Genomic DNA, 23,965 nt, shown 5'->3' with positions numbered 1-23,965 from the left:
GGGGAGAGGGCGTCAGGGGCGGAGGAGGGTCCAGGCGTAGGGGGCGAGGTGCACGGCGTCGACGGGGTGGCCGGTGACGAGGTCGGTGCCGGAGACGGCGACGTCGACGGGGTCCTGGCCGTGGTTGATCACCGTGAGGACGTCGCCGCGGCGGGCCGCCTCGACCCAGGGGCTCCCGGTGCGCAGCACGGGGGAGATGCCGGACTGCTCGGCCAGCCAGGCGGTCAGCGCGAGCATGCCCGCGTCGTCCGGGATCGTCGCGAGGTAGTGCGCTGTGCCCGTGCCGGTGCGCCGCGAGGTCAGCGCCGGGGTGCCCGCCGCGGGACCGGAGGAGTAGCGGCCGAGGACCTCGACCGGCCGCTCGTCGGACGGGTCGACGAGCACGCCGAGCTCCTCCGCCAGCAGCTCGCCGCGCAGGACGCCGAAGGGAGCGCCGGCGACCTCCGCGCCGTCCGCCCCGATCCCCGCGAACTCTAGGACCGACACACCGAGCACCTCGCGGAGCCCGACCTGGAAGCCGCCCTCGCGGAAGGCGTCGTCCTCGTCGACCACGTCGCTGAAGGCGGTGACCAGCAGCCGGCCGCCGCGCTCGACGAACGCCGTCAGGTTCTCCGCCGCCGCGTCGGTGAGCAGGTAGGAGTGGGCGAGCAGCACGAGGTCGTACGTGGCCAGGTCCGCCGTCGGCAGCACCAGGTCGACCGCGAGGTTCTGCCGGTGCAGCGCGGAGTACCAGCGCTGCACGAGCTCCAGGAAGTCGAGCACGACCGGGTGGTCCGGGTTGCCGATCGCCCACCAGTTCTCCCAGTCGAGGACGAGCGCGATGCGGGCGCCGGAGCCGGTGGGCCCGCCCGCCGATCCGTCGGCCGAGCCACCGGCCGATCCGCCGGTGGAGGACTCCCCCGACAGCTCCGGCAGCTCGCCGAGCACCCGGCCGAGCTCGACGACCTCGCGCCAGGTGCGCGTCCCGACGCCCGCCTGCGGCAGCATCGCCGAGTGGAACTTCTCGCTGCCCCGCCGCGACTGCCGCCACTGGAAGAACAGCACGCCGTCCGCGCCGCGCCCGACGGCCTGCATCGACAGCGCGGCCATCTGCCCGGGCGCCTTGACAGCGTTCGAGGGCCGCCAGCTGACGGCGCCGGTCGCCTGCTCCATCAGCAGCCACGGCACGCCCGGCTTGAGCGAGCGCATCAGGTCGCGGGTGAAAGCGGCGGTGCGGAACGACTCCGGGTCGGCGGGATCGAAATAGTTGTCGTCGCTGACGACGTCGACCTCGGCCGCCCACTTCCAGTAGTCGAGCGGCGGGAAGGCGCCCATGAAGTTGGTCGTGATCGGCTGCGTCGCACCCGAGGCCCGGAGGATGTCGCGCTCCATCGTGTAGAGCTCGAGCAGAGCGTCCGAGGTGAAGCGGCGGAAGTCGAGCAGCCCGGCCGGGTTGTGGCTGTAGGGCGCCTTCCGCGGCGGCACGATCTCGGCGAAGGACGCGTAGCGCTGCGACCAGAAGAAGGTGCCCCAGCGCCGGTTCAGCTCGTCGATCGAGCCGTACTTCCGCTCCAGCCAGACCCGGAACGCGGCGGCCGCGTCGTCGGAGTAGTCGTGGTGCAGGTGGCAGGCGTACTCGTTGTTCACGTGCCAGAGCACGATCGCGGGGTGGTCGTGGTACCGCTCGGCGATCGCGGTGACCAGCCGGGCCGCGAGCCGGCGGTAGTCGGGGGAGGTGGGGCGGTAGGCCTGGCGGCTGCCCGGCCAGTAGGTCGCGCCGTTCTCGTCCTGCGGCAGGATGCCCGGGTACCTGCTCGTGGCCCACGGCGGCGGCGAGGCCGTGGCCGTCGCCAGGTCGACGGCGATGCCGTGCTCGTGCAGCAGGTCGAGGATCCGGTCGAGCCAGCCGAAGTCGAAGGTGTCCTCATCGGGCTGGATCCGCGCCCAGGCGAAGATGCCGAGGCTGACGGTCGTGACGCCGGCCTCGTGCATCCGCCGCGCGTCCTCCGGCCAGACGCTCTCGTCCCACTGCTCCGGGTTGTAGTCGCCGCCGTAGTGGATCATCCGTGCCGTGGGCCTTCCGTGGTCGTCGTGGTCGTCGAGTGGTGCGTCGAGTGGTGGTCGTCGAGTCGTGGTGGTGATCGTCGCGGAGACGATCGTCGTGGTGTCGTGCTCAGCGCGCCGCGGGCGCCGTCCGCGACAGCCGCACCGCGAGCGCGGCGAACACCGTGCAGCCGAGCGCCGGCACCACCAAGGGTGCCAGCTGCCAGGTGACCACGGCGGCGAGCACCAGCGCCACCAGCAGCGCCCCGGAGCCGCGCAGATCGCGGACCGCCAGCGTCGCGGCCTCGCGGAGGAGCGGGACCCAGCGCGAGTCGGGCACCCAGAGCGCGGACGCCGTCAGCACGACCACGAGCGCGGCCGCGAGGAGTGCCGCGCAGATCACCGCGACCGCGGTCGCTCCGGGCAGGGCGCCGGTCGAGGCGACCAGCAGGTCGAGACCGAGCACAGCGGAGAGCGCCAGCAGCGCGAGACCGACGGGCAGCGAGCGCAGGACCCCGGCGCGCGCCTCCGCCAGCGCCGTGCGCAGCGAGGACGGCTCGTCGAGGACGAAGCGGCGCAGGTGCCGCGCCCCGACCGCGAGGGCGAGCGGCAGCGTCACGAGCGGCAGCGCGAGGATCGTGACGAGGAGCCCCGTGAAGAGGACCTCGGCGAACAGCGCGAACCGGTTCGCCGCCCCCGGCCAGCGCAGGGCCGTGCCGTCGGCGGCGGCCGCGCTGGCCTCGCGCTGCGCCCGTGACGCGCGGCTCATCCCTTGAGACCCTGGGTGGCGACGCCGTCGACCAGGAAGCGCTGGAAGACGATGAAGAAGATCAGCACCGGCAGCAGCGCGAGCACCGAGACCGCGATCGTCGCGCCGTAGTCCGACGCCGAGGTCTGGTCGTTGTAGACGCGGAGCGCGAGCGGCAGCGGCTGCTGGTCGGGCGTGTTCAGGTAGAGCAGCGGGCCGAGGAAGTCGTTCCAGCTCCAGATGAAGGCGAAGATCGACGAGGTGATCAGCGCGGGGCGGATCAGCGGGATCGTGATCGAGCCGAAGATGCGCAGGTGGCCGGCGCCGTCGATCCGTGCCGCCTCGTCGAGCTCGCGGGGCAGGTTGCGGATGAACTGCACCATCAGGAAGACGAAGAACGCCTCCGTGGCGAGGAACTTGCCGATGAGCAGCGGCCAGTAGGTGTCCATCATCCCGAGGGTGCGGAAGATCGTGTACTGCGGGATGAGCAGGACGTGCATCGGCAGCAGCAGCGTGCCGATCATCAGCGCGAAGTAGAGCGGGCGGCCGCGGAAGTCGAGCCGGGCGAAGGCGTAGGCCGCCATCGAGGAGGAGATCACCACTCCGATGACCGAGCCGACCGCGAGGATCGTCGAGTTGAGGAAGAACCGCCAGAGCGGGACTCCGCCGACGCCGGCGAGCACCTTCACGAAGTTGTCGAGCGTCGGGTTCTGCGGCAGCAGCGAGGTCTGCCCGCCGAACTCGCTGTTCGGCTTGAACGCCGCGGCGCCCATCCAGACCAGCGGGTAGAGCACGATCGCGGTGAGCACGATCATCGCCGCGATCCAGACCAGCGTCCCCGTCTTCGGGCGCTTGCGGCGCGGGCGCCGGCGGGGCGACGGCTCGGTCAGCACCTGCGTGTCGGCCGAGGGGAGCGTGGTGTCGAAGGTCGTCATCGTGTGTCTCCCGAGTAGTGCACCCAGCTCTTCTGGGTCTTGAAGAGGACGAAGGCGAGGACGCCGACGAAGAGGAGGAGGACCCAGGCCATCGCCGAGGCGTAGCCCATCTGGTTGTTCGTGAAGGCGCGGGTGTAGAGGTACACCGTGTAGAAGTTCGTGGCGCCGGCCGGTCCGCCGGTGCCGTTGCCGATGATGTACGCCGAGGCGAAGACCTGGAAGGCGTTGATCATCTCGAGCAGCAGGTTGAAGAAGATCACCGGCGAGAGCATCGGCAGCGTGACGCTGCGGAACTTCCGCCACGGGCCCGCTCCGTCGACCATCGCGGCCTCGTAGAGCTCGGCCGGGACCTGCTTGAGGCCGGCCAGGAAGATCACCATCGGGGCGCCGAACTGCCAGACGGCCAGGATGATCATCATCGGCAGGATCAGGGCGGGCACGCCGACCCAGCCGCCGATCTGGATGCCGAAGATCTGCAGCCCCGAGTCGACCGGTCCGTCGGTCGAGAACATCGCCCGCCAGACGATGGCGATGCTGACGCTCGCGCCGATCAGCGACGGCGCGTAGAAGGCGGAGCGGAAGAAGCCGGTGCCCTTCGCGCTGTAGTTGAGGAGCATCGCCACGACGAGGGCGGCGGCCAGCTTCACCGGCGTGCCGATGAAGACGTAGGCGAGGGTGAGCTGCACCGACTGGAGGAACTTCGGGTCGCCGAACAGGCGCTCGAAGTTCCCGGTGCCGATCCACTCCGGTGCCCGGAAGAGGTTGTAGTCGGTGAAGGAGAAGTAGAGGGACATCAGCATCGGGCCGAGCGTGAGCCCGACGAAGCCGATCAGCCACGGCGAGAGGAACACGTAGCCGGCCAGGGTGTCCCGCTTGGGGCGTCGCCGCGCCTGAGGGCCGACCGGACGAGGAGTGCTCGTCCGGTCGGCGATCGGCGCGACGCGACCGTCCGCGGCGGTGCCGCTGGGGGTCGACGTCGTCGTCATGTGATGCCTTTCCTGGCCTGGATGAAGGGGATCAGTGGGGAGCGGTGCGGGGCGGTCGGGTCAGTGCGGCCGGGTCAGTTCTGGAGCGTGACGTCGGTCTCGTCGAAGAACTGCTGGACCGCCTCGTCGACGCTCACCGCGCCGAGGCCGAGGCTGGTGCCGAGGTCGAGGAAGTTCGCCTCGATGGCGCCGTAGCCGGCGACCGGAGCGGCCGGGGCCTCGCCGAGGCGGTCCTCGACGGAGTCGAGGTAGTCCGCGACCTGCTTGTCCGGGCCCTCGAGGTTCGCGCCGGCGAGCTGCTCGGAGGAGGCGGGGATGCCGAGGGTGGCGCCGAAGATCTCGCCGACCTCGGGGCTGTTGATCAGGAAGTCGAGGAACGTCGCGGCGGCCTCGGGGTGCTCGGTCGCCGAGGAGATCGCCTGCATCAGGCCGACCTTCTGGTAGAGGTCCTTGCTGCCCTCGTCCGCGGTCGGGGGAGCGGTCATCACGATCTCGGAGGCGCCGCTGTCGCCGATGTAGCCGCCGAGGAAGTTGCTCCAGCTCATCTCGCTGGTCGCGATGCCGGCGCCGAAGCCGGACTTGGGCAGCAGCTCCTGGAGGCGGGCGGCCGGGACGCCAGTGCTGGTGCGCATCTCGTCGCCCTGCTCCCAGAACGCGGCGAGGTCGTCCTCGGTGAAGCCGAGCTCGCCGTCCTCGGTGAACAGCTCCTTGCCCTCGGCGCGCAGCTGCAGCTCGAAGTTCTGGATGCGGCCGGTGTAGTCGGTGCCGCCGTAGACGGCGCCGCCGGTCTTCGCCGTGACGTCGGCGACGTAGGCCGCGTAGTCCTCCCAGCTGCCGCCGCCGGCGTAGGGCTCGACGCCGTTCGCGGCGAGGAGGTCCTGGTTCTGGAAGACCGCCCAGGCGCTGTAGCCGGTGGGGATCGCGTAGGTCGCGCCGTCGAGCTCGCCGGTGGCGAGCAGCTCCGGGGAGATGGTGCTCTCGTCGACCGCGCCGCCGAAGTACTCGGACAGGTCGCCGAGCAGGCCGTTGTCGCCGTACTGGCGGAGGTAGGTGTAGTCGAACTGCATCACGTCGGGGAGTCCGCCGCCGGCCGCCTCGGTCTGGCGCTTCTCCCAGTAGCCGGGGTAGTCGGTGAAGGTCGAGTTGATGGTGATGTTCGGGTGCTCGTCCTCGAACAGGGCGATCGCCTTGTCGTAGCGGGCGGCGCGGTCGTCGTTGCCCCAGAACGTGTAGTCGAGGGTGATCTCCTCGTCGGGGTCCAGGGTGGCGGAGGCCCCGGAGCCTCCACCGGAGCAGCCGGTCAGAGCGAGGGCGGCCACGGCCACGGCGGCCACCGCCGAGTAGCGCTTGCTGTGTGAGCGGAACATCGTCGTCCTTTCGAGAACATCATCGTTTCGAGCCCCGAACTGCAATGAAACGTTTCGGGAAAGCGTTTGCCCCAAAATACGTGCCGGGGTCTCGCCCGTCAAGCCGGGCTCGCGGCGGGGTCTCGATACGCCGCCTGCGGCGGCTGCTCGACCAGCAGTGTGTCGGCGGCGCAGGACAGCGCGCCGTCGACGACGGTGAGCACGGCCGCGCGGACGTGCGAGCGGCGCATCGCGGCGCTCGGCGGCATCGACGCGAGGTCGCTGCCGTCCCAGCCGGGGTGGGTGAAGTAGACGATCAGGGCGCGGTCCTCGTCGAGCGGGACGACGTCCGCGTGCCGGGCGACGATCGGCGCGCCGTCCAGCCGCTCCGGGGCGGTCAGGATCAGGCCCTCCCGCTCGTCCTGACGCCGCCAGTCGCCGAGGCCGTCGGGGGAGTGGTGCACGGCCAGCCCGCGCCACTCGTCGGTGATCAGCCAGTACCGGTCGGCCAGCGGGAACACCTTCGGCCCCTCGTGCGCGCGCCCGCCGACGGCGACGCCCTCGAGCCGCCAGGACGCCGGGTCGCCGGGATCGTCGCTGACGGCGACGACGGTGCTGGAGTCGCGCCGCTCGTCCTTCGCCCAGAGCCGGTGGCGCCCGTCGCCGGTGCGCGCGACGGCGGCGTCGATCACCCGCTCGGAGCCGAGGTCGATCTCGCCGAGGAGCCGCCAGGTCTCGAGGTCGTCGCTCTCGAACTGCGCGATCGTCGCCCGCCCGGTCCAGTCGCCGGGGGTGCCGTCGATCCGGGTGAGGAACATCTGCCAGCGATCCCCGATCCGCACGACGTCGGGCGCCCAGAGCGTCGGCAGCTCGGCCGACAGCCCGGCGTCGAGGCCGGGGACGGTGCCGCGGTACTGCCAGGTCGCCCCGCCGTCGCTCGACACCGCGACGCCGATCGCGCTGCCGTGGACCCACTCGACCCCGGGCAGATCGAGGGTCGCGCGCCGCTGGGTGTAGAACAGGCGCCACTCGCCGCGGAGGGTGTCGGCGACCAGCACCGGGTCGGTCGGTCCGTCGAACACGGGATCGCAGTAGGGCACGGCGAAGGCGTCCTCGCGCAGGGGCATCGGCTCGGTCATCGGGATCCTCACGGGTCTGGCGCACCGGCTCGCCCGCGCGCATCGGTCGGCAGAACCCTAGCCAGGAAAACGCTTGCCCACGACCGCGCCGCCCGGGTAGCGTCGAGGGCGTCCCCGTCGGAGCGGTCGCTCCCGAAGGCGCTGCGGACACCCCGATCGGAGTCGACCGTCTCGTGAGAGAAGCCCGTCCCTCGCAGGCCCCGCTGCTGCTCGACCGCCGCCACCCCGGCCGCTCCGCCCTCCGCCTGCTCGGCCGCTACCGCCCGCGCGTGGTCGTCGCCGTGCTGTTCTTCGCGGTCAAGGACACCCCGCTCTGGCTGCTCCCGGTCGTCACCGGGGCGATCGTCGACGTCGTCGTCGCCGGCGGTCCGGAGTCGACGCTCTGGCTGTGGGCCGGCATCGCCCTGCTCGCGCTGCTGCAGAACTACCCGAACCACGTGATGTACACCCGGCTCTACATGAGCGCCGTGCGCCAGACCGGCACGGACCTCCGCAACGCGCTCGCCGCCCGGCTGCAGAACCTCTCGATCGGCTTCCACTCCCGCGCCAGCTCGTCGATCGTGCAGACCAAGGTCGTGCGCGACGTGGAGAACATCGAGACGATGTACCAGCAGGTCGGCCACCCGCTGCTCTCCGCGACGATGGTGGCGATCGGCGCGGTCGTGATGACCGCGATCGAGGTGCCCGCGTTCCTCCCGGTCTACGCCTGCGCCATCCCGCTCGCGGTGCTGCTGCGCGCCTTCCTGGGCCGCCGCTCGCGCCGCAGCAACGAGCAGTTCCGCCGCGAGGTGGAGCACTTCTCGGCGCGCGTCGGCGAGATGGCGACGCTCATTCCGATCACCCGAGCTCACGGTCTCGAGCAGACCGCGGTCGCGCGGGTCGCCGCCGGCGCCGAGGGCGTCCGCTCGGCCGGCTACAGCCTCGACCTGCTGAACGGCCGCTTCGCCTCGCTCTCCTGGGTGAGCCTGCAGCTGCTCGGCATCGGCTGCCTGGTGCTCGCCGCGTGGGTCTCGATCAGCGGCTGGCTGCCGATCACGCCCGGCCAGGTCGTGCTCCTGAGCTCCTACTTCGCGCTGCTGACCGGCGCGATGACCAACCTGCTGATGCTGCTGCCCGTCATCGCCCGCGGCACCGAGTCGATCCGCTCGATCGGCGAGCTGCTGGAGGACCCGGACCTGGAGCAGAACGAGGGCAAGGCGCGCGCGGCCCAGGTGCGCGGGCGCATCCGGCTCGAGGACGTGACCTACCGCTACGGCGCGGACGGGGTCGGTGGCGCAAGCGGCGCCGGCGCGGCCAGCACCGTCGGCGTCCGGAGCATCGACCTCGACATCGAGCCCGGCCGGACCGTCGCCTTCGTCGGCTCCTCCGGCTCCGGCAAGTCGACGATGCTCAACCTGGTGCTGGGCTTCCTCCGCCCCACCGGCGGCCGCATCCTCCTGGACGGCGTCGACGCCGAGACCCTCGACCTGCGCACCTGGCGCCGCTCCGTCTCCGTCGTGCCGCAGGACTCGGTGCTCTTCGAGGGCTCGATCCGCGACAACGTGGCCTACGGGCTGACCGGCGTCGGGGAGGAGCGGATCCTCGCCGCCCTCCGCGACGCGAACGCCCTGGAGTTCGTCCGCGAGCTGCCGGACGGGCTCGACGCGGTCGTCGGCGAGCGCGGCGCCCGCCTCTCCGGCGGGCAGCGCCAGCGCATCGCCATCGCCCGCGCCCTGGTCCGCGACCCGCGGGTGCTCCTGCTCGACGAGGCGACCAGCGCGCTCGATCCGGAGTCGGAGGCGGCCGTCAAGGAGGCGCTGCTGCGGCTGATGCGCGGCCGCACCACGCTGGTCGTCGCGCACCGGCTGTCGACGATCCGCTCGGCCGACACGATCGTCGTGCTCGAGCGCGGGCGGATCGTCGAGACCGGCAGCCACGAGGAGCTGCTCGCGGCGGGCGGGCGCTACGCGACGCTGCACGCGGTGCAGGCGGGGCGCTGAGCCGGCACGCTTGATCCGAGGCTCAGCCCTGCGGCCGACCGACGCCGATCGACCAGGCGAGCGGCGGCGGCGTGCCGTTCAGCGCCCACTCGCCGACGATCCGCTGCTTGTAGATCACCGGATTGTGCGCGCCGACCGTGCGGGCGTTGCGCCAGTGCCGGTCGAGCGCCGCGGTGGTGGCGACGCCCGAGGAGCCGAGCGCGTCGAAGAGCAGGGTCGCCGCGCGCGGCACCGACTCGGTGAGCAGCACCTGCGCCCGGTACACCTCGGCGCCGGCCGCGGGCACCAGTGACGGATCCACTGCAGCCTCGCCGACAGCCTCCGCCGCGACCAGCACCGCGGCCCGGGCGCCGAACGCGATCGCCGAGATCGCACCGACCACCTCCTGGATCTGCGCGTCGTCCCGGCCGTGATCGGCCAGGCCGTGGCTGTAGACCCGCGAGCGGGTGCGGACGGCGGCCACGGCATCGCGCTCGACGGCGGCGGCGATGCCGGCCAGCACCGCGAGCAGCTCGAGCTGGAAGAACGGCGTCTGGTGCGGCGCGCGCAGGACGGAGGCGAAGACGTGCTCCGGCTCGACGAGCGCCTCGGTGAAGACCGTGGTGCCGCTGCCCGAGAGCCGCTGGCCGAAGCCCGACCAGTCGTCGGTCGCGACCACGCCCGGCTGGTCGACGCGCACCACCACGGCGGTGTCCGTGCCGTCCTCGCGGCGAACGACGACGTCGGTCCAGTCCGCGAAGATCGTGCCGGTGGAGTAGTACTTGGTGCCGTTCACGACCAGCTCGTCGCCCCGGCGGGTGAGCGTGGTCTGCGTGACGCCGACCGCGGCCGTGCCGATCTCGCTCCAGGCGTTGCCGACCAGCTCACCAGCCGCGAGCCGGCGCAGCCAGCCGTCGCGCGCCGGCGACGGCGGGAAGGACAGCTGGTCCTCGACGAAGGCGAAGTGGCCGCGCAGCGCCTGCGCCACGTTCGAGTCCGCCGTCGCCAGCTCGATCAGCAGCGACGCGGTCTCGCGCAGGCTGAACCCGCGGCCGCCGTGCTCGACCGGTACCCGCAGACCGCCGAAGCGGGCCGCGCGCAGTCGCGCGATCGGCTCGAAGGGCAGCTCGCGGTCGAGCTCGCGCTGGACGGCGCCCGCCGCGATCTCGTCGAAGACCGGGCGGAACGCGGCTTGCGCCTCCGCCAGGCCCTCGGATCCCGCGCCGCTCATGTGTACAGGGAGAGCGGCTGGACGTCGCCGGTCAGGTAGTTCGCGCCGACCTCGAGCTTCTTGTAGTCGACGGGGTCGTGCAGCGAGTGGGTGCGGACGTTGCGCCAGTAGAGGTCGAGCCCGATCGAGCTCTTCGCGGAGGAGGAGCCGGTCGCCTCGTAGATCCGGGTCGTCACGTCGAGCGCGAGCGCGTCCGTCACGATCTTCACCTTCGCGATCTCGATCGCCTGGGCGGCGCGCGACTCGGCCGTCACCGCCGCGCCGCGGGCGACCTCGGCGTCGTGCAGCGCTCCGACGCGGTCGGCCAGCGCCTCCGCCGCGGCCGTGTGCGCGACCAGCTCGCCGTAGAGCCGACGCACGAAGGGATCCTGCGCGTAGGTCTCCACGCCGGAGAGGAACCAGGAGTTCTTCCGGCCGAGGGTCAGCCCCCGGCCCTTCGCCAGCGCGCCCTGGGCGATGCCGAGGTAGAGGTTGCCGAAGCCGAGCTGGATCGACGGCGTGATCAGGGTCGCGAACGGCTCGTCGACCAGCGCGCCGAGGATCTCGGTCGCGTCCACCCGCACCCCGGTGAAGCGGACCGACCCGGAGGCGCTCTGCCGCTGGCCGAGGAAGTCCCAGTCGCCGAGCGGCTCGATGCCCGCGCGGTCGCGGGGGAGCACGAAGGTCAGCGTCTCGCCGGAGCGGTCGCCGCCGGAGATCACCGCGTTGACCAGCACGGCGTCGCCCGAGGAGACCCCGGTCGAGAAGCGCTTGAGCCCGTTCAGCTCGAAGCCGTCACCGCGGGGCGTCAGCTCGAGGTCGGGGTCGACCGGGTTCACCGAGTCGCCCCAGAGCCGGCGGCCCTCGATCGTCGCGCGGTAGAACCGCTCGCGCTCCGACTCCGGCGCCGAGAACGCGATGTTGGCCGAGTTGACGTAGTGGTACAGCAGGATCTGCGCGAGCGAGGCGTCCGCGGCGGCGAGGATCCGGATCACCCGGAACGCTGTGCTCCAGACCGCGCCGCCACCGCCGTACTCGGCCGGGTCGAGCAGGTTCACGAGGCCCGAGGAGCGCAGCGGCTCGAGCTCGGTGGTCGGGTCGAGGTTGCCGCGGTCGCGCTCGAGGACGTCGGCCGCGAGGATCTCGGCGACGCCGGACGCGACGGCGTCCCAGTGCGCGTGCTCGGCGGCGGTGGCGACGCGGTCCCAGTGCGAGCGCGGGCGCTCGGGGCGGGACTCGGGGCTGGTCGGGGCAGTGGCGGTCTGGGCAGTGGCGGTCTGGGTCATCGGACGGGCTCCGGGTCGAGGGCGGGCAGGACGGAGAGGACGCTGTCGGGCAGTCCGTCGGCGGCGCTGGGCGAGCCGGTGTACGCACCGCGGTAGGCGGCGGCGGGGTGCGAGTCCTTCACGCGGGCGCTGCCCGGGCCCTGGAGGTACTCGCGGAGGGTCGCGCCCTCGTACTCCTCCCAGACCCGGCCGCGCCGGCGCAGCTCGGGCACGGCGAGGTCGACGAAGTCCTCGAAGGTGCCGGGGGTGACCACGTAGGCGAGGTTGAAGCCGTCGATCCCGGCGACGTCGACCCAGCGCTCCAGCTCGTCCGCGACGGTGCTCGGCGAGCCGACGATCACCGGGCCGATGCCGCCGATGCCGAGGTACTCCGCGACGTCGTCCGGGGTCCAGGCGCGGTCGGGATCCGCCTTCGTGAAGATCGAGAGGGCGCTGCGCACCGCGTCGGTGTCGACGTAGTCGAGCGGCACGTCCGCCGGGAACTGCGAGAGGTCGAGCCCCGCCCAGCCGCCGTAGAACGCGAGCGCGCCCTCGCGGGACGAGTACGTCTTGAAGTCGGCGTACTTGGCCTGGGCCTCGGCGTCCGTCTCGGCGACGATCACGGTCGCGAGGATCAGGATCTTCGGGTCGGTGCGCGCGCGGCCGTGCTTCTCCGCGGCGTCGCGGATGGCGTCGGTGGTCCGCCGGGTCAGCTCCGGTCGGATCGCGTTGATGAAGACGGCCTCGCCGTGCTTCGCCGAGAAGTCGATGCCGCGGGGCGAGGCCCCCGCCTGGAAGATCACCGGCGTCCGCTGCGGCGACGGCTCGGAGAGGTGGATGCCCGGCACGCGGTAGTGGGTGCCGGAGTGGCCGATCGGGTGCACCTTCCGCGGATCGGTGAAGACGCCGCGCTCGCGGTCGCGCAGCACCGCGCCCTCCTCCCAGGAGCCCTCCCAGAGCTTGTAGCTCACGTCGAGGAACTCCTCGGCGATGTCGTAGCGCTCGTCGTGCGGAATCTGGCGCTCGAGGCCGAGGTTCTGCGCGGCACTGTCGAGGTAGGAGGTGACGACGTTCCAGCCGATCCGCCCCTTGGTCAGGTGGTCGAGCGTGGAGAGCCGGCGCGCGAGGGCGTACGGCTGCTCGTAGGTGGGCGAGATGGTGACGCCGAAGCCGAGGTGCTTCGTGGCGGCGGCCATCGCGGGGATCTGCAGCAGCGGGTCGTTGACGGGGACCTGCGCGGAGTCGATCAGCGCGGGGCCGACGGAGCCGCGGTAGACGTCGTAGACGCCGAGCACGTCGGCGAGGAAGAGCGCGTCGAAGGTGCCGCGCTCGAGCGTCCTCGCGAGGTCGATCCAGTACTCGAGGTCGTTGTAGCGGTCGGCCTGCGAGTCGGGGTGCCGCCAGAGGCCGGGCGCCTGGTGTCCGACACAGGTCATGTCGAAGGCGTTGAGGACGATGCGGGACGCCATGGGATTCCGTTCGGTTCGGGGCTGGTGCGCTTCGGACCCTAGGAGGGACGGCCGACACCGCGTCGGCCGGGGCGCAACCCGGCGTAACGAACGGCCGCCGTGTTGCGCCGTGTGACGCCGCGTTGCGGTGCGTGACCGGCGGACGTGACGCGCCGCCGCGGCCCCGCCACGATGGCCAGCAGCGCCGCCCGCTCCTCCGCGGGACCGGCGCCCCTCAGCATCCGTCTCCTCCCGAAGCAGGCCCTCCCATGCGATTCCGCTCCCTCACCGCCGCGGTGGCGCTCCTCGCCGCCGCGACGCTGGTCCTCACCGGCTGCTCGCTCAAGGAGGAGTCCTCCGGCGCGAACGCCGCGAACGCCGCCGCCGCCGAGGCGACCACCGCCGCGGCCTCGACCGCCGACGTCCCGAGCCTCGAGGGCAAGACGGTCGGCGTCGCGGCGAAGGACATCGTCCACGACTTCTCGCGCATCGTGTACCAGTCGGTGCAGGACCGTGTGGAGGCGCTCGGCGGCACCGTCGTCGCCACCCAGGCCGAGGCCAAGGACGACAAGCACGTCTCGGACATCGAGAACCTCGTCGCTCAGAAGCCCGACGCGATCATCGTGATCCTCGGCGACGCGACGACCCTCGCACCGGCGCTGAAGGAGGTGCACGACGCGGGTATCCCGCTGTTCACGATCGACAACGTGTCCGAGTACTCCGAGAACAACGTCACCAGCGACAACTGGCAGATCGGCTCGACCCTCGCCCGCACCATCGCCGAGGACATCGGCGGCTCCGGGCAGATCCTGGTCTTCAACGGCTTCCCGGGCGTCGCGCCCTGCCGCATCCGCTACAACGAGCTCAAGCTCGTCCTCGAGGACTACCCGGACATCTCGATCCTCCAGCCCGAGCTGCAGGACAAGTACGAGGGCACGATCGAGGACGCGAAGCAGCAGATCGGCGACGCGCTCTCGCGCTACCCGAAGGGCGAGATCTCGGCGATCTGGTCCTGCTGGGACACCCCGCAGATCGGCGCCGCGCAGGCCGTCGACGCGGCGGGCCGCGACGAGATCAAGATCTACGGCGTCGACGCCGACCAGGGCGCGCTCGACCTGATCGCCGACCCCGACTCCTCCTACACCGCGACCGTCGCGCAGCAGAACCTCGCCATCGGCGCCGGCTCGGCCGACAACGTGGCCCGCTTCCTCGGCGGCGAGGCGGACGCGGTCACGCCGACCACCTACTTCGCCCCGGTGCTCATCGACAAGGCGAACATCGCCGAGAAGACCGCGGAGCTGGGTCTCGGTGGCTAGTCCCGCGGCTGTCCAGCCGCCCGCGCTCGAGATGGCGGGGATCTCCAAGTCCTTCGCCGGCGTGCCGGTGCTGCGCGACGTCGGTCTCACCGTCGGCCGCGGCGAGGTCGTCGCCCTGGTGGGCGAGAACGGCGCGGGCAAGTCCACGCTGATCAAGATCCTCACCGGCCTGTACTCGGCCGACGCGGGCTCGATCGCGATCGACGGGGAGCCGGTGGCGATCACCGCCCCGCGCGACGCCGAGCGGGCGGGCATCCGGGTCGTGCACCAGGACCGGCACCTCGCCGGCCGCCTGACCGTGGCGGAGCAGCTCTACCTCGGCCACGAGCGGCTGCGCCGCCGGGGCACCTCGGCCGAGGCCGTGCTCGCCGAGCTGGTCGGCCTCGTCGTCCGCGGCGGCACCCTCGTCGACGACCTCACCGTCGCCGAGCAGCAGCAGCTGCAGATCGCCCGGGCGCTGCTGGTCGAGCCGCGGATCCTGGTGCTCGACGAGCCGACCGCGCCGCTGGCCGCCGAGGAGGTGGCGGCGCTGTTCGCCTCGATCCGCCGGCTGCAGGCGCGCGGCGTCGCCGTGATCTACATCTCGCACTACCTCCAGGAGGTGCAGCGCGTCGCGAGCCGCGTGGTCGTGCTGCGGAACGGCGCGAACGTCGGCGGGCTCGACCTGATCGACGGCGACGCCGAGCAGGGCGCGCGGATCGTCGAGCTGATGCTCGGCCGCGACGTGGAGGAGTTCGCGCTCCGCTCCGACCGCGTGATCGCCGCTGACGTCCCGCCGCTGCTCGAGCTCGAGGCGCTGACCGTTCCCGGCGCGCTCGACGCCCTCGACCTGGTGGTCCGCCCGGGCGAGATCGTCGGCGTCACCGGCCTCGTCGGCTCCGGGGTCGACGTGCTCGCGGACGCCGTGGTCGGCCTCTCCCGCCGCAGCGGCCGGGTGCGCGTGGCCGGCACCGCCACCTCCTCCGCCCGGGCCTTCGTCGCCGCGGGCGGCGGCTACGTGCCGAGCGACCGGCGCCGTGACGGCGTCCTCCTCGCGCACACCGTCCGGGAGAACCTCTCGATCGCCTCGCTCGGGCGGATCAGCCTGGGCGGCCTGCTGCCCAGCCGCCGTCGCGACCGGGCGCTCGCGCTCGAGCAGATCGCCGCGCTCGACGTGCGCCCCGCCGATCCGGAGGCCGTGGTCGGGACGCTCTCCGGCGGCAACCAGCAGAAGGTCGCCGTGGGGAAGTGGCTGGCCGCCGGCTCGCGGGTGCTCGTCCTCGATCAGCCCACGGCGGGCGTCGACATCGGCAGCCGCGCCGCGGTTTACGCGCTGGTCGACCGGCTCGTCGACGAGGGCGCCGGCATCCTCCTCGTCTCGCTCGATCTCGAGGAGCTCGTCGGCCTCGCCGACCGCGTTCTCGTGCTGCACCGCGGCGCCGTGCGCGCCGAGCTGCCCCGGAGCGAGCTGAGCGTCGACCGCGTGCTCGCGATCGCCTCCGGCGCCGTCGCCCCCGAAGCACTGGAGAGTGCCCGATGACCCTCACCACCGCGCCCACCGAGAAGGCGTCCCCGGCGGAGGTGCCCGCCGCGCCGCGCGCCCGCCGCCGCGGCATCGGCGCGCTCGCCCTGATCGGCTACCTCGTCGTCGTCCTCGAGATCGCGGTGTTCAGCGCCGCCTCGCCCGTCTTCGCCACCGGCGGCAACGTCTCGACGATCCTGATCCAGGCCGTGGTTCCCGCGATCGCCGGCTTCGGCCTCGCGATCGTGGTGATCACCGGCGGCGACGACGTCGTCCGCGGCGGCATCGACCTCGCCTCCGGTCCGATCGTCGGGCTCTCCGGCGTCGTCGCCGCCGTCGCCCTGACAGCGGGCTTCGGGGCGCTGCCCGCCGTGCTGCTCGCCCTGCTCGTCTCGGTCGGCTTCGGCGCGATCAGCGGCACCGCCGTCGTGCTCGGCCTCCGCCCGCTGCTCGCCACGCTCGCCGTCTCCGGGATCGTCGGCTCCGTCGTCTTCCTCGCCACCGACAACGTCAAGGTGCCGGTCGCGGATCCGCTCTTCGACTGGCTGCGCGGCGGCAGCGTCCTCGGCCTCCCGGCACCGGTCGCGGTGCTCGCCGTCGTCACGGTGGCGACCGCCCTCGCCGTCGGCCGGACCTCCTGGGGCACCCGCAGCTACGCCGTCGGCCAGAACCCGACCGCGGCGAGCGTCGCGGGCGTCTCCGTCTGGCGCCACGTCCTCACCAGCTACCTGCTCTCCGGGCTCCTCGCCGGCATCGCCGGGCTACTGCTCGCCGCGCGCCTCGCGGCCGCCGTGCCCGGGATCGGCAACCAGATCCTGCTCGACATCATCGTCACCGCCTATCTCTCGGTCGTGTTCTCCCGCCGCTTCGTCGTCACCATCGGCGGCACGCTGCTCGCCGCCGTCTTCGTGGCCGCGCTCGGCAACGGCTTCACCCTGATCGGCGTCGACAGCCAGTGGGTCGGCGCGATCAAGGGACTGCTCATCCTGCTCGTCCTCGGCCTCGCGGCCCTCCGCGAGAGAGGGGTCCGCTCGTGACCGCCGTCGCCCTGCCCGTGTCCGAGTCCCGCCGGGCCCTCGCCGTCCGCCTGCTCGCACCCGCCGCGGTCGTGCTCCTGCTCGCCGTCTTCGGCGCGAGCGTGCCCGGCTACTTCGCGCCGACCAACCTGCTCAACGTCGCGAGCGCCGGGGCGCTGCTGCTGATCGCGGCCTGCGCGATGACGCTCGTCGTCCGAGCCGGCGGCATCGACCTCTCGATCGGCATCGCGATCGACCTCGCGGCCCTCGGAGCCACCGCGCTGATCGCCGACGGCTACGTGACCTGGTTCGCGGTGCTGATCGGCCTCGGCTTCGGGACGCTGGCGGGCGTGGTCAACGCGGTGCTGGTGATCGTGCTGAGGATCCGCGCCTTCCTCGCGACCCTGTCGGTCTGGTTCATCGGCACCAGCGCCCAGCAGCTGCTCACCGGCGGTGGCGCGCCGATCTACCTGCGCCGCCAGACGACGCCCGACGCCTTCGCCGCCTGGGGCAACGCGACCGTGCTCGGCGTCGGCGTCCCGGTGCTGCTGGCGATCGCGGTCGCCGTCGCGGTCTGGCTGCTGCTGGACCGCACCCGCTGGGGCCGCGTGCTCACCGCGGCGGGGGAGCAGCCCGGAGCCACCCGCATCGCCGGCCGCCGCGTCGGGATCTCGCTCGCCTCCGCGTTCGTCGTCGCGGCGCTGATCGGAGCGCTGGCCGGCATCGCGCTCGCCTCGCGCAGCTACGGCTACTCGCCGGCGAGCGGCCAGCTCTACGTGCTCGACGCGATCGGCGCGGTCTTCATCGGCGCGACGCTCTCGGCACACGGGCGGCCGAACGTGCTCGGCACCGTGCTCGGAGTCCTGATCTTCGGCCTGATCAACAACGGCCTCGTGCTGCTCGGCGTCTCCTTCTACTGGCAGGGCCTCGTCCGCGGCTCGGTGCTGCTGCTGCTCCTGCTCGCGACCGCGCTGCTCCGCCGCGAGTCGATCGCGCCACCGCTGCGGACGCTGCTGACGTCGCGGCGGTGACAGGGGGGCCTCACGCGCCACCCCGCTCCGACTCACGTCTCCACCTCTGCGCGCATGCTGCTTCCGAGTGGTGCCGGGGATGCGCTTCGACCCGCACCCGCCTCCTCCGGGGCACCACCCGACCGTCGGCCTCCTCTCCGCCGCGGCGGACGCCGTGACGGTGATCGGCGAGACGTACCAGCAGCCGCCCATGACCCGGCTCCGGCATGCCCGGCGCTCGAGGTCACCGTTCGGCCGAGCACGGCCGTCCGGAGGCGTCGACGCGCCTCCGGACGGCCGCGTCGCTCAGCGCGTCAGCGTGATGCTGTCGAGCTCCGCGAACCCGGAGCCGCCGGCGAAGAAGGGGGACCCCTTCGCGAGCCGGATCACGTTGAAGCCCGCCTTCAGATCGACCTGCCGCGAGACGGAGGAGCCGAAGGCGCCCCACGATCCCGTCGACGGGTAGGAGACGGTGCTGAAGGCGCTGCCGTTGACGGCGAGGCCCTGGGTCGAGGTGCTCGCTCCGCCGTTGGCGTAGCGGATCCCGAGCCCGTAGCTGCCGGCGGTCGGCACCTCGACGACGAAGTCGACGAAGCTGTCGCTGCGGGCGTTCGACGAGCCGTCGATCCGGCCGACGTAGCCGCCGTTCGAGGCCGAGCCGGAGGAGAGCAGCGCGGCGTTCACGACGGTCGCGTTCTCCGCCTCGTAGACCTGCTGGTAGCTCGTCGTCGGACCTGCTGCCGGGGTGACGACGAGCTGGTAGGCGCCGAGGTAGTCCTGGCTCGTCACGGGGACGGTGACGGTCCCATTGGTGATCGGCAGGGTCTGCGTCGACACCGTGGTGGGCGCGTCGACGTTGGTCATGCGGCCCGACCGGGGCGTGTAGTTCAGGACCACCTTGGCCGAGGTCCCGAATCCGGAGAGGCCCTTCACCTGCACCTGGTTGTCGCCGAAGGTGCCGCCGAAGGCCGCATTCACGATCTTTCGGCTGGAGTCGTAGGACGCGAAGCCGTCCAGGTCGCCGGACGGCGTGACGGCGAGCATGTTCCCGGCCATCTCGCCATACCACTTGTAGAGCCAGTAGGAGCCGGTCGGCCGGTTGTTCCAGACCAGGCCGCCGACGGTGCCGGACTCGTACCAGTAGGCGCGCTCGGCGTCGTGGATCCCGGTGCGCTCGAACTGGGCGATGAAGTGCGCGGCCACGCTCGGCGTGTCGATCTGGCTCGGCGAGCCGTACTCGTTGATGGAGATCGGCCGCGGCGAGATGCCGAGATCGCGCTCGATCGAGCGGTAGTCGGCGACGTGCTCGTCGATGTCGTTGTAGATCCCGTCATCGAGCTCGTGCCAGACGACGACGTCGGGCAGAGTGCCGTCGGCCTTCGCCCGCGCCATGAACGAGCGCATCAGGTCGGGGTAGTAGCGGCTGTAGCTAGGCCCCACGATCGGGGTGATCGTGTCCTGGAGCTTCACCTGCCGGTAGGTGCGGGTCCAGCCGTCGAGGTAGGGGCCGGCCTTCGCCGTGTCCCAGGTCCCGTCGGGCTCGTTCCACAGCTCCCAGCCGTTGATGTTCGTGGTGGCGGTGGCGTCGAGACGGGCCTTCACCATCGTGTCGATCTTCTGCGTCCAGTCCGCCCAGCTGATCCAGCGGTACGGGAAGTCGGGGTACACGTCGGGCATCCGCGCGTAGGACTGCGCTCCGTCCCGGGTGAAGGTGCCGGCCACCTTCAGCACGTCGCCGGTCGGCGTCGTCGCTCCGTTGCCGAGCTGGCCGACTCCGGGGGCCGGCTGCGTGTGCTGCTTGAGGCGCAGCGGCGTCAGCAGGCCCGGTGCCGGGTCGTTCGGCGTGGCCAGCGCGTACAGGCCGCCGGCGCCGACCCGCGTGACGGGTCCGATCGACGTGCCCGCATCGACGACGAGCGTGTTGCCCGCGGCGGACGCGGGCAGTGTCGGGGCGACGAGCGTCGCGGCGAGTGCGGCCGCTGCCGCCAGACCGAAAAGCTTGCGAAATCTACTCACAGAGAGCTCCTTTGCAGTGTGAATCGCACCCAAGGAAGCCGTCTTCGCTGGCCTCCGGGTGGTGAGATCGACCGTAGCCAGCCCGGGGAGTTAAAGAAAGTAGTTTCGGTGTTTCGGTCGCCGCGAGGCTGTGACCCCTGCTCGCGAAGCGCGCGCGGGCGAGCCGGTGCCCTCCGACCCGAACGGAGGGCACCGGTGCTCGAGCGGGCGCCGGGCCCTGCGTCGAGCCGTCGCCGGCGGATCTCCCCGGCCCCTGCGGGAGCGATGCCGTCCGGCCCCCGGACGCGCTCCTCGCGCTGGGCGACGAGGCCGGTCCGGAGCTCCGGTCACCGGCGCGGAGCGCGGTGGACCCCTTCTTCGCCGGGCCCGCACGCGCGCACGTCATCGGCGGGGGATGCAGATGTTCTCGGTAGCACTTTTCTGCACTCGGGACACTAATGTCGTCCCCCGCCGGTGTCAACGAGTGCGACAGGGGTACGCGGACGTCCTCGCTTCCCGGCCATCCGTCGTCGAGAGCACGGTCCCTGCGAGATCGCGCACAGCCCGCACTCGGGCGGTCAGCCGGCGGCGTCGCGCGAGACGCGCAGCTCCCGGCTGATCGCGCGCAGTCCGGTCTCGAGGGCTTCGAGCTCCTCGAGCGAGAGGCGGGAGAGCACGTCCTCTCCGAGCTCCGGGCGCGCGGCCATCAGCTCGCGGACGACGGCCCGGCCGAGGTCGGTGGCGTGGATGCGGCGGACGCGCTGATCGGCCCGGTCGGTCTCGCGGACGACCAGGCCGCTCGCGACGAGGCGGTCGATGAGCTTCGACATCGACGGCATCGAGACGCCGAAGCTCTGCGCGAGGCCCGCGCCGGTCGCGCCCTCCTCGGTCGTGACGATCACCGAGAGCGCTTTGAGCTGCTGGATGGTGAGGTCGGTGGTCAGCAGCGGCGCGAGCACGCGGGGGATCGACCGGATCGTGATCGCGATCGAGAGACGCTCGATGTCCGAGAGGGCGCGGGCGCGGGGATCCATGGAACCACCGTAGGACTGGGCGGATCCCCAGCTCGATCACTTAGTTCGAAGCTAACCTTCTGGGAGAGCAAGAAACCGATCCGGAGTCGTGTCGGCGCCCGCGGGGGAGTCCCGCCGTCGCCCCGTCCCGGGGTCCGTCGTCGCGCCGGCGCGCGTGACGAGAGCGAGCCCGCATGACCGACAGCACCCTGACCTCCGACGCCCTCACCCCCGACGACGAGCGCCGCCTCGAGGCCGCCCGCGAGAGGTACCGCGCCGAGCGCGACCGCCGGGCCCGCCCCGACGCCGCGACGCAGTACCGGCGCGCGGCGGGGGAGTTCGGCTACTACGCGAAGGACCCGTACACGGAGCGCGTCGAGCGCGAGCCGGTGACCGACCGGGTCGAGGCGCTCGTGATCGGCGCCGGCTTCGGCGGTCTGCTGACCGCGTCGCGGCTGCGTGAGGCGGGGGTCGAGTCGCTGCGCCTGATGGACGAGGCGGGCGACGTCGGCGGCACCTGGTACTGGAACCGCTACCCGGGCGTGCGCTGCGACATCGAGTCGTCGGTCTACCTCCCGCTGCTGGAGGAGGTCGGCACGATCCCGTCCGAGCGCTACGCACCGGGGGAGGAGATCCGCCGGCACGCCGTCGCGATCGCTGAGCACTACGGCCTCTACCGCGACACGCTCTTCCAGACCCGCGCCACCGCGCTCACCTGGGACGAGGACGCGGAGGAGTGGCTCGTCGAGACCGACCGCGGCGACGCCTTCCGCGCCCGCTTCGTCGTCACCTCCTCCGGCACCCTCACCCAGCCCAAGCTGCCCGGCATCCCCGGCATCGAGACCTTCCGAGGCCACACCTTCCACACCTCGCGCTGGGACTACGGCTACACCGGCGGCACCCCGGACGGCGGGCTGACCGGCCTCGCCGACAAGCGCGTGGCCGTCGTCGGCACCGGAGCGACCGGACTGCAGGTGATCCCGCACGTCGGCGAGGACGCCCGCGAGCTGATCGTCTTCCAGCGCACGCCGTCCACGGTCGACGTCCGCGACAACCGGCCGACGGACCCGGAGTGGGTCGCGTCGCTGCGCCCGGGCTGGCAGCGCGAGCGGATGGAGAACTTCCTCGCCGTCCTCGCCGGCGAGAGCGTCGACGAGTCGCTGGTGCAGGACGGCTGGACCAAGACCGTCCAGCTGCAGCGCCAGATCCTCTCCGGCGCCGTCGACACCTCGCTCCCGCCGGAGGAGCGCGAGCTCCGCGACGAGCTCGCCGACCTCGACACCATGGACCGGCTCCGCGCCCGCGTCGACGCCACCGTCGAGGACCCCGCCACCGCGGCGGCGCTCAAGCCCTGGTACCGCTACATGTGCAAGCGCCCCGGCTTCAGCGACACCTACCTGCCCACCTTCAACCGCCCGAACGTCCGCCTCGTCGACACGGCCGACACGGGCGGCATCACGCGGATGACCGAGACCGAGGTCGTCGTCGGCGACACCGCCTTCGAGGTCGACTGCGTGATCTTCGCCACCGGCTTCGAGGTCGGCATCTCCGGTGTGATGTCCGGCACGCTCCCCGTCGTCGGCCGCGACGGCCGGACGCTGCTCGAGGCGTGGGCCCGCGGCCCGCGCACCCTGCACGGCTTCTCGACGCACGGCTTCCCGAACCTCTTCCACCTCAGCGGCATCCAGAACGCCAACTCCGTCAACTTCGCGCACATCCTGCTCGAGCAGGCCGAGCACATCGCCGCCGTCATCGCCCGCGGCCGCGAAGTCGGCGCCCGCTACCTCGAGCCCACAGCCGAGGCGGAGGAGGCGTGGGTGCGCACCGTGCACGAGACCGCCCTCGACACCCGCACATTCCAGGCCGAGTGCACACCCGGCTACTACAACGGCGAGGGCACCCGCTCCATCGGCGGCGCCAGCTACAGCCCCGGACCGATCGCCTTCCACCGCCTGCTCCGCGCCTGGCGCGACGAGGGCATGGACGACGTCCTCGTCGGCGCGAGCGTCGGAGCCTCGCGATGAGGCGGCGCGCGATCGCCGTCCCGGTCCTGCTCGCCGGAGCCCTCGCGGGCTGCACCGACGCGGGCGAACCCGCAGCCGCACCCGCGTCGGCGACTCCGTCGGTCGTCACGGCCGAGCGGGTGCTGCAGGTGACGGAGGTGCACGAGACGACCGGCATGAGCCTGCTCGAGGGCCCGACCTTCGGCCCCGACGGCAGCCTCTACGTCGTCGACGTCACCGCCCCGCCCGGCGCCGGCAAGGTGCTCCGGATCGATCTGGAGGAGGAGAGCGTCGAGCCCGTCTGGACCGACGACGCCTCCGCGCTCACCTCCGCGCAGTTCCACCCCGGAGACGGCCGGCTCTACGTCACCGACTTCCTCAGCGGGTCGGTGCGGAGCATGACCGCCGAGGGCGAGGACGTCCGCGACGTCGTCACCGGCCCGGTCGACGGCGTCGCGATGCAGCCGGACGACATCGCCTTCGGCGAGGACGGCGCCCTCTACGTCACCGACGCCGCCGGCGCCCAGGACCCGTACTGGGAGGCGTCGGGCCGCGTCGTGCGCGTCGACCCGGCGACCGGAGCGGCGACCGTGCTGGCGAGCGAGCTGCCGTCCCCGAACGGCATCGCCTTCTCGCCCGGCCACGGCGAGCTGTGGGTGAGCTTGAACACCGGCAACCGCATCGACCGGATGACCCTCGCCGAGGGCGGCGCCGAGATCGCGACCGCGTTCCCCGCGATCCACGCCTCGCCCGGGATCGGCCAGGTCGACTCGATCGCGGTCGACGCCGACGGCAACCTCTACGTCGGCGTGCACAGCCGACCGGAGATCCTGGTCTACGACACCTCCGGCGCGCTCCTGCAGACCGTCTCGGTGCCGGCGGACGAGTCCACCGGACTGAGCTCTGCGACGAACATCGCGATCGAGCCCGGAGCGACGCGGGCCTACGCGACGATCAGCGGCGCCGACGGCGGCTTCGTCTACGAGTTCCCGGCACTGGCGGCGGGCGTCCCGCAGTGAGCACGCGACCGCGCCCCGGACGTGGAGCCCGGGGC

Annotated in this window: 18 protein-coding genes; 7 read left to right on the top strand and 11 right to left on the bottom strand. The window is 72.4% G+C overall.

Annotated features, from left to right (window positions below; all coding sequences use genetic code 11):
* Nucleotides 1–12: 12 nt before the first annotated feature.
* From MT355_RS15555 to MT355_RS15530, 6 genes are all read right to left on the bottom strand, one after another.
* Nucleotides 13–2,043 carry a beta-galactosidase gene (locus MT355_RS15555; protein WP_243600238.1) on the bottom strand — a complete coding sequence of 677 codons (2,031 nt, stop codon included), beginning with the start codon at nucleotides 2,041–2,043 and terminating at the stop codon, nucleotides 13–15.
* Nucleotides 2,044–2,152: 109 nt separating this feature from the next.
* Complete coding sequence (locus tag MT355_RS15550; protein WP_243600237.1) at nucleotides 2,153–2,791, bottom strand: hypothetical protein; 639 nt, start codon at nucleotides 2,789–2,791, stop codon at nucleotides 2,153–2,155.
* Nucleotides 2,788–3,705, bottom strand: a complete 918-nt coding sequence (locus MT355_RS15545) for a carbohydrate ABC transporter permease (RefSeq protein ID WP_243600236.1) — start codon at nucleotides 3,703–3,705, stop codon at nucleotides 2,788–2,790. The genes MT355_RS15550 and MT355_RS15545 overlap by 4 nt, the downstream gene beginning before the upstream one ends.
* Nucleotides 3,702–4,691: a carbohydrate ABC transporter permease gene (locus MT355_RS15540; RefSeq protein WP_123703775.1), complete on the bottom strand. Its 990-nt coding sequence runs from the start codon at nucleotides 4,689–4,691 to the stop codon at nucleotides 3,702–3,704. Before MT355_RS15540 ends, MT355_RS15545 begins: the two co-directional genes overlap by 4 nt.
* A gap of 74 nt (nucleotides 4,692–4,765) precedes the next feature.
* A complete protein-coding gene (locus MT355_RS15535; protein ID WP_243600235.1) occupies nucleotides 4,766–6,058 on the bottom strand; it encodes an ABC transporter substrate-binding protein in 1,293 nt (430 codons plus the stop codon).
* A gap of 98 nt (nucleotides 6,059–6,156) precedes the next feature.
* Nucleotides 6,157–7,176: a glycoside hydrolase gene (locus MT355_RS15530; RefSeq protein WP_243600234.1), complete on the bottom strand. Its 1,020-nt coding sequence runs from the start codon at nucleotides 7,174–7,176 to the stop codon at nucleotides 6,157–6,159.
* 173 nt (nucleotides 7,177–7,349) lie between these two features.
* Between MT355_RS15530 and MT355_RS15525 the strand changes: the two genes are divergently transcribed.
* Entirely contained in the window at nucleotides 7,350–9,155 is a 1,806-nt protein-coding gene (locus MT355_RS15525; protein WP_243581938.1) for an ABC transporter ATP-binding protein, read from the top strand.
* 22 nt (nucleotides 9,156–9,177) lie between these two features.
* Here MT355_RS15525 and MT355_RS15520 read toward each other — a convergent pair whose 3' ends face one another.
* The 3 genes from MT355_RS15520 to MT355_RS15510 are packed head-to-tail and all read right to left on the bottom strand — an operon-like array spanning nucleotide 9,178 to nucleotide 13,078.
* Nucleotides 9,178–10,365 carry an acyl-CoA dehydrogenase family protein gene (locus MT355_RS15520; RefSeq protein WP_243600233.1) on the bottom strand — a complete coding sequence of 396 codons (1,188 nt, stop codon included), beginning with the start codon at nucleotides 10,363–10,365 and terminating at the stop codon, nucleotides 9,178–9,180.
* Nucleotides 10,362–11,630: an acyl-CoA dehydrogenase family protein gene (locus MT355_RS15515; RefSeq protein ID WP_243600232.1), complete on the bottom strand. Its 1,269-nt coding sequence runs from the start codon at nucleotides 11,628–11,630 to the stop codon at nucleotides 10,362–10,364. The genes MT355_RS15520 and MT355_RS15515 overlap by 4 nt, the downstream gene beginning before the upstream one ends.
* Nucleotides 11,627–13,078 (bottom strand): LLM class flavin-dependent oxidoreductase, encoded by a 1,452-nt coding sequence (locus tag MT355_RS15510; RefSeq protein WP_123732386.1) that lies wholly within the window; start codon nucleotides 13,076–13,078, stop codon nucleotides 11,627–11,629. Before MT355_RS15510 ends, MT355_RS15515 begins: the two co-directional genes overlap by 4 nt.
* Nucleotides 13,079–13,326: 248 nt before the next feature.
* On the opposite strand from MT355_RS15510, the gene MT355_RS15505 reads away from it, so the two are divergent.
* Genes MT355_RS15505 through MT355_RS15490 form a run of 4 tightly spaced genes read left to right on the top strand, consistent with a single transcriptional unit; the run spans nucleotide 13,327 to nucleotide 17,921 of the window.
* Nucleotides 13,327–14,373 (top strand): sugar ABC transporter substrate-binding protein, encoded by a 1,047-nt coding sequence (locus MT355_RS15505; protein ID WP_243600231.1) that lies wholly within the window; start codon nucleotides 13,327–13,329, stop codon nucleotides 14,371–14,373.
* Nucleotides 14,366–15,892, top strand: coding sequence for a sugar ABC transporter ATP-binding protein (locus MT355_RS15500; protein ID WP_243600230.1), 1,527 nt, complete (start codon nucleotides 14,366–14,368; stop codon nucleotides 15,890–15,892). The genes MT355_RS15505 and MT355_RS15500 overlap by 8 nt, the downstream gene beginning before the upstream one ends.
* A complete protein-coding gene (locus tag MT355_RS15495) occupies nucleotides 15,889–16,911 on the top strand; it encodes an ABC transporter permease (protein ID WP_243600229.1) in 1,023 nt (340 codons plus the stop codon). Before MT355_RS15500 ends, MT355_RS15495 begins: the two co-directional genes overlap by 4 nt.
* The gene (locus MT355_RS15490; protein WP_243600228.1) at nucleotides 16,908–17,921 is read left to right on the top strand and encodes an ABC transporter permease; all 1,014 of its coding nucleotides are present in this window, start codon (nucleotides 16,908–16,910) and stop codon (nucleotides 17,919–17,921) included. The genes MT355_RS15495 and MT355_RS15490 overlap by 4 nt, the downstream gene beginning before the upstream one ends.
* Nucleotides 17,922–18,206: 285 nt before the next feature.
* Here MT355_RS15490 and MT355_RS21650 read toward each other — a convergent pair whose 3' ends face one another.
* Entirely contained in the window at nucleotides 18,207–19,916 is a 1,710-nt protein-coding gene (locus MT355_RS21650) for a CBM35 domain-containing protein (protein WP_243600227.1), read from the bottom strand.
* Nucleotides 19,917–20,473: 557 nt separating this feature from the next.
* The gene (locus tag MT355_RS15480; protein ID WP_243600226.1) at nucleotides 20,474–20,929 is read right to left on the bottom strand and encodes a MarR family transcriptional regulator; all 456 of its coding nucleotides are present in this window, start codon (nucleotides 20,927–20,929) and stop codon (nucleotides 20,474–20,476) included.
* Nucleotides 20,930–21,102: 173 nt separating this feature from the next.
* Between MT355_RS15480 and MT355_RS15475 the strand changes: the two genes are divergently transcribed.
* Both MT355_RS15475 and MT355_RS15470 read left to right on the top strand, forming a co-directional pair.
* Nucleotides 21,103–22,932, top strand: a complete 1,830-nt coding sequence (locus MT355_RS15475; protein WP_243600225.1) for an NAD(P)/FAD-dependent oxidoreductase — start codon at nucleotides 21,103–21,105, stop codon at nucleotides 22,930–22,932.
* On the top strand, nucleotides 22,929–23,930 hold the full coding sequence (locus MT355_RS15470) for an SMP-30/gluconolactonase/LRE family protein (RefSeq protein WP_243600224.1): 1,002 nt from the start codon (nucleotides 22,929–22,931) through the stop codon (nucleotides 23,928–23,930). The genes MT355_RS15475 and MT355_RS15470 overlap by 4 nt, the downstream gene beginning before the upstream one ends.
* The last annotated feature ends 35 nt before the right edge of the window (nucleotides 23,931–23,965 follow it).

It is taken from the genome of Rathayibacter sp. VKM Ac-2929 (assembly GCF_022815495.1).
GTDB lineage: Bacteria > Actinomycetota > Actinomycetes > Actinomycetales > Microbacteriaceae > Rathayibacter > Rathayibacter festucae.
This window is presented reverse-complemented; position numbering and strand designations above follow the sequence as displayed.

What these genes read in the sequence shown, in the direction of transcription:
- MT355_RS15555 (WP_243600238.1), bottom strand. Translation starts at nt 2,043, where the DNA reads ATGATCCACTACGGCGGCGACTACAACCCGGAGCAGTGGGACGAGAGC.
- MT355_RS15550 (WP_243600237.1), bottom strand. Translation starts at nt 2,791, where the DNA reads ATGAGCCGCGCGTCACGGGCGCAGCGCGAGGCCAGCGCGGCCGCCGCC.
- MT355_RS15545 (WP_243600236.1), bottom strand. Translation starts at nt 3,705, where the DNA reads ATGACGACCTTCGACACCACGCTCCCCTCGGCCGACACGCAGGTGCTG.
- MT355_RS15540 (WP_123703775.1), bottom strand. Translation starts at nt 4,691, where the DNA reads ATGACGACGACGTCGACCCCCAGCGGCACCGCCGCGGACGGTCGCGTC.
- MT355_RS15535 (WP_243600235.1), bottom strand. Translation starts at nt 6,058, where the DNA reads ATGTTCCGCTCACACAGCAAGCGCTACTCGGCGGTGGCCGCCGTGGCC.
- MT355_RS15530 (WP_243600234.1), bottom strand. Translation starts at nt 7,176, where the DNA reads ATGACCGAGCCGATGCCCCTGCGCGAGGACGCCTTCGCCGTGCCCTAC.
- MT355_RS15520 (WP_243600233.1), bottom strand. Translation starts at nt 10,365, where the DNA reads ATGAGCGGCGCGGGATCCGAGGGCCTGGCGGAGGCGCAAGCCGCGTTC.
- MT355_RS15515 (WP_243600232.1), bottom strand. Translation starts at nt 11,630, where the DNA reads ATGACCCAGACCGCCACTGCCCAGACCGCCACTGCCCCGACCAGCCCC.
- MT355_RS15510 (WP_123732386.1), bottom strand. Translation starts at nt 13,078, where the DNA reads ATGGCGTCCCGCATCGTCCTCAACGCCTTCGACATGACCTGTGTCGGA.
- MT355_RS15505 (WP_243600231.1), top strand. Translation starts at nt 13,327, where the DNA reads ATGCGATTCCGCTCCCTCACCGCCGCGGTGGCGCTCCTCGCCGCCGCG.
- MT355_RS15495 (WP_243600229.1), top strand. Translation starts at nt 15,889, where the DNA reads ATGACCCTCACCACCGCGCCCACCGAGAAGGCGTCCCCGGCGGAGGTG.
- MT355_RS15480 (WP_243600226.1), bottom strand. Translation starts at nt 20,929, where the DNA reads ATGGATCCCCGCGCCCGCGCCCTCTCGGACATCGAGCGTCTCTCGATC.
- MT355_RS15475 (WP_243600225.1), top strand. Translation starts at nt 21,103, where the DNA reads ATGACCGACAGCACCCTGACCTCCGACGCCCTCACCCCCGACGACGAG.
- MT355_RS15470 (WP_243600224.1), top strand. Translation starts at nt 22,929, where the DNA reads ATGAGGCGGCGCGCGATCGCCGTCCCGGTCCTGCTCGCCGGAGCCCTC.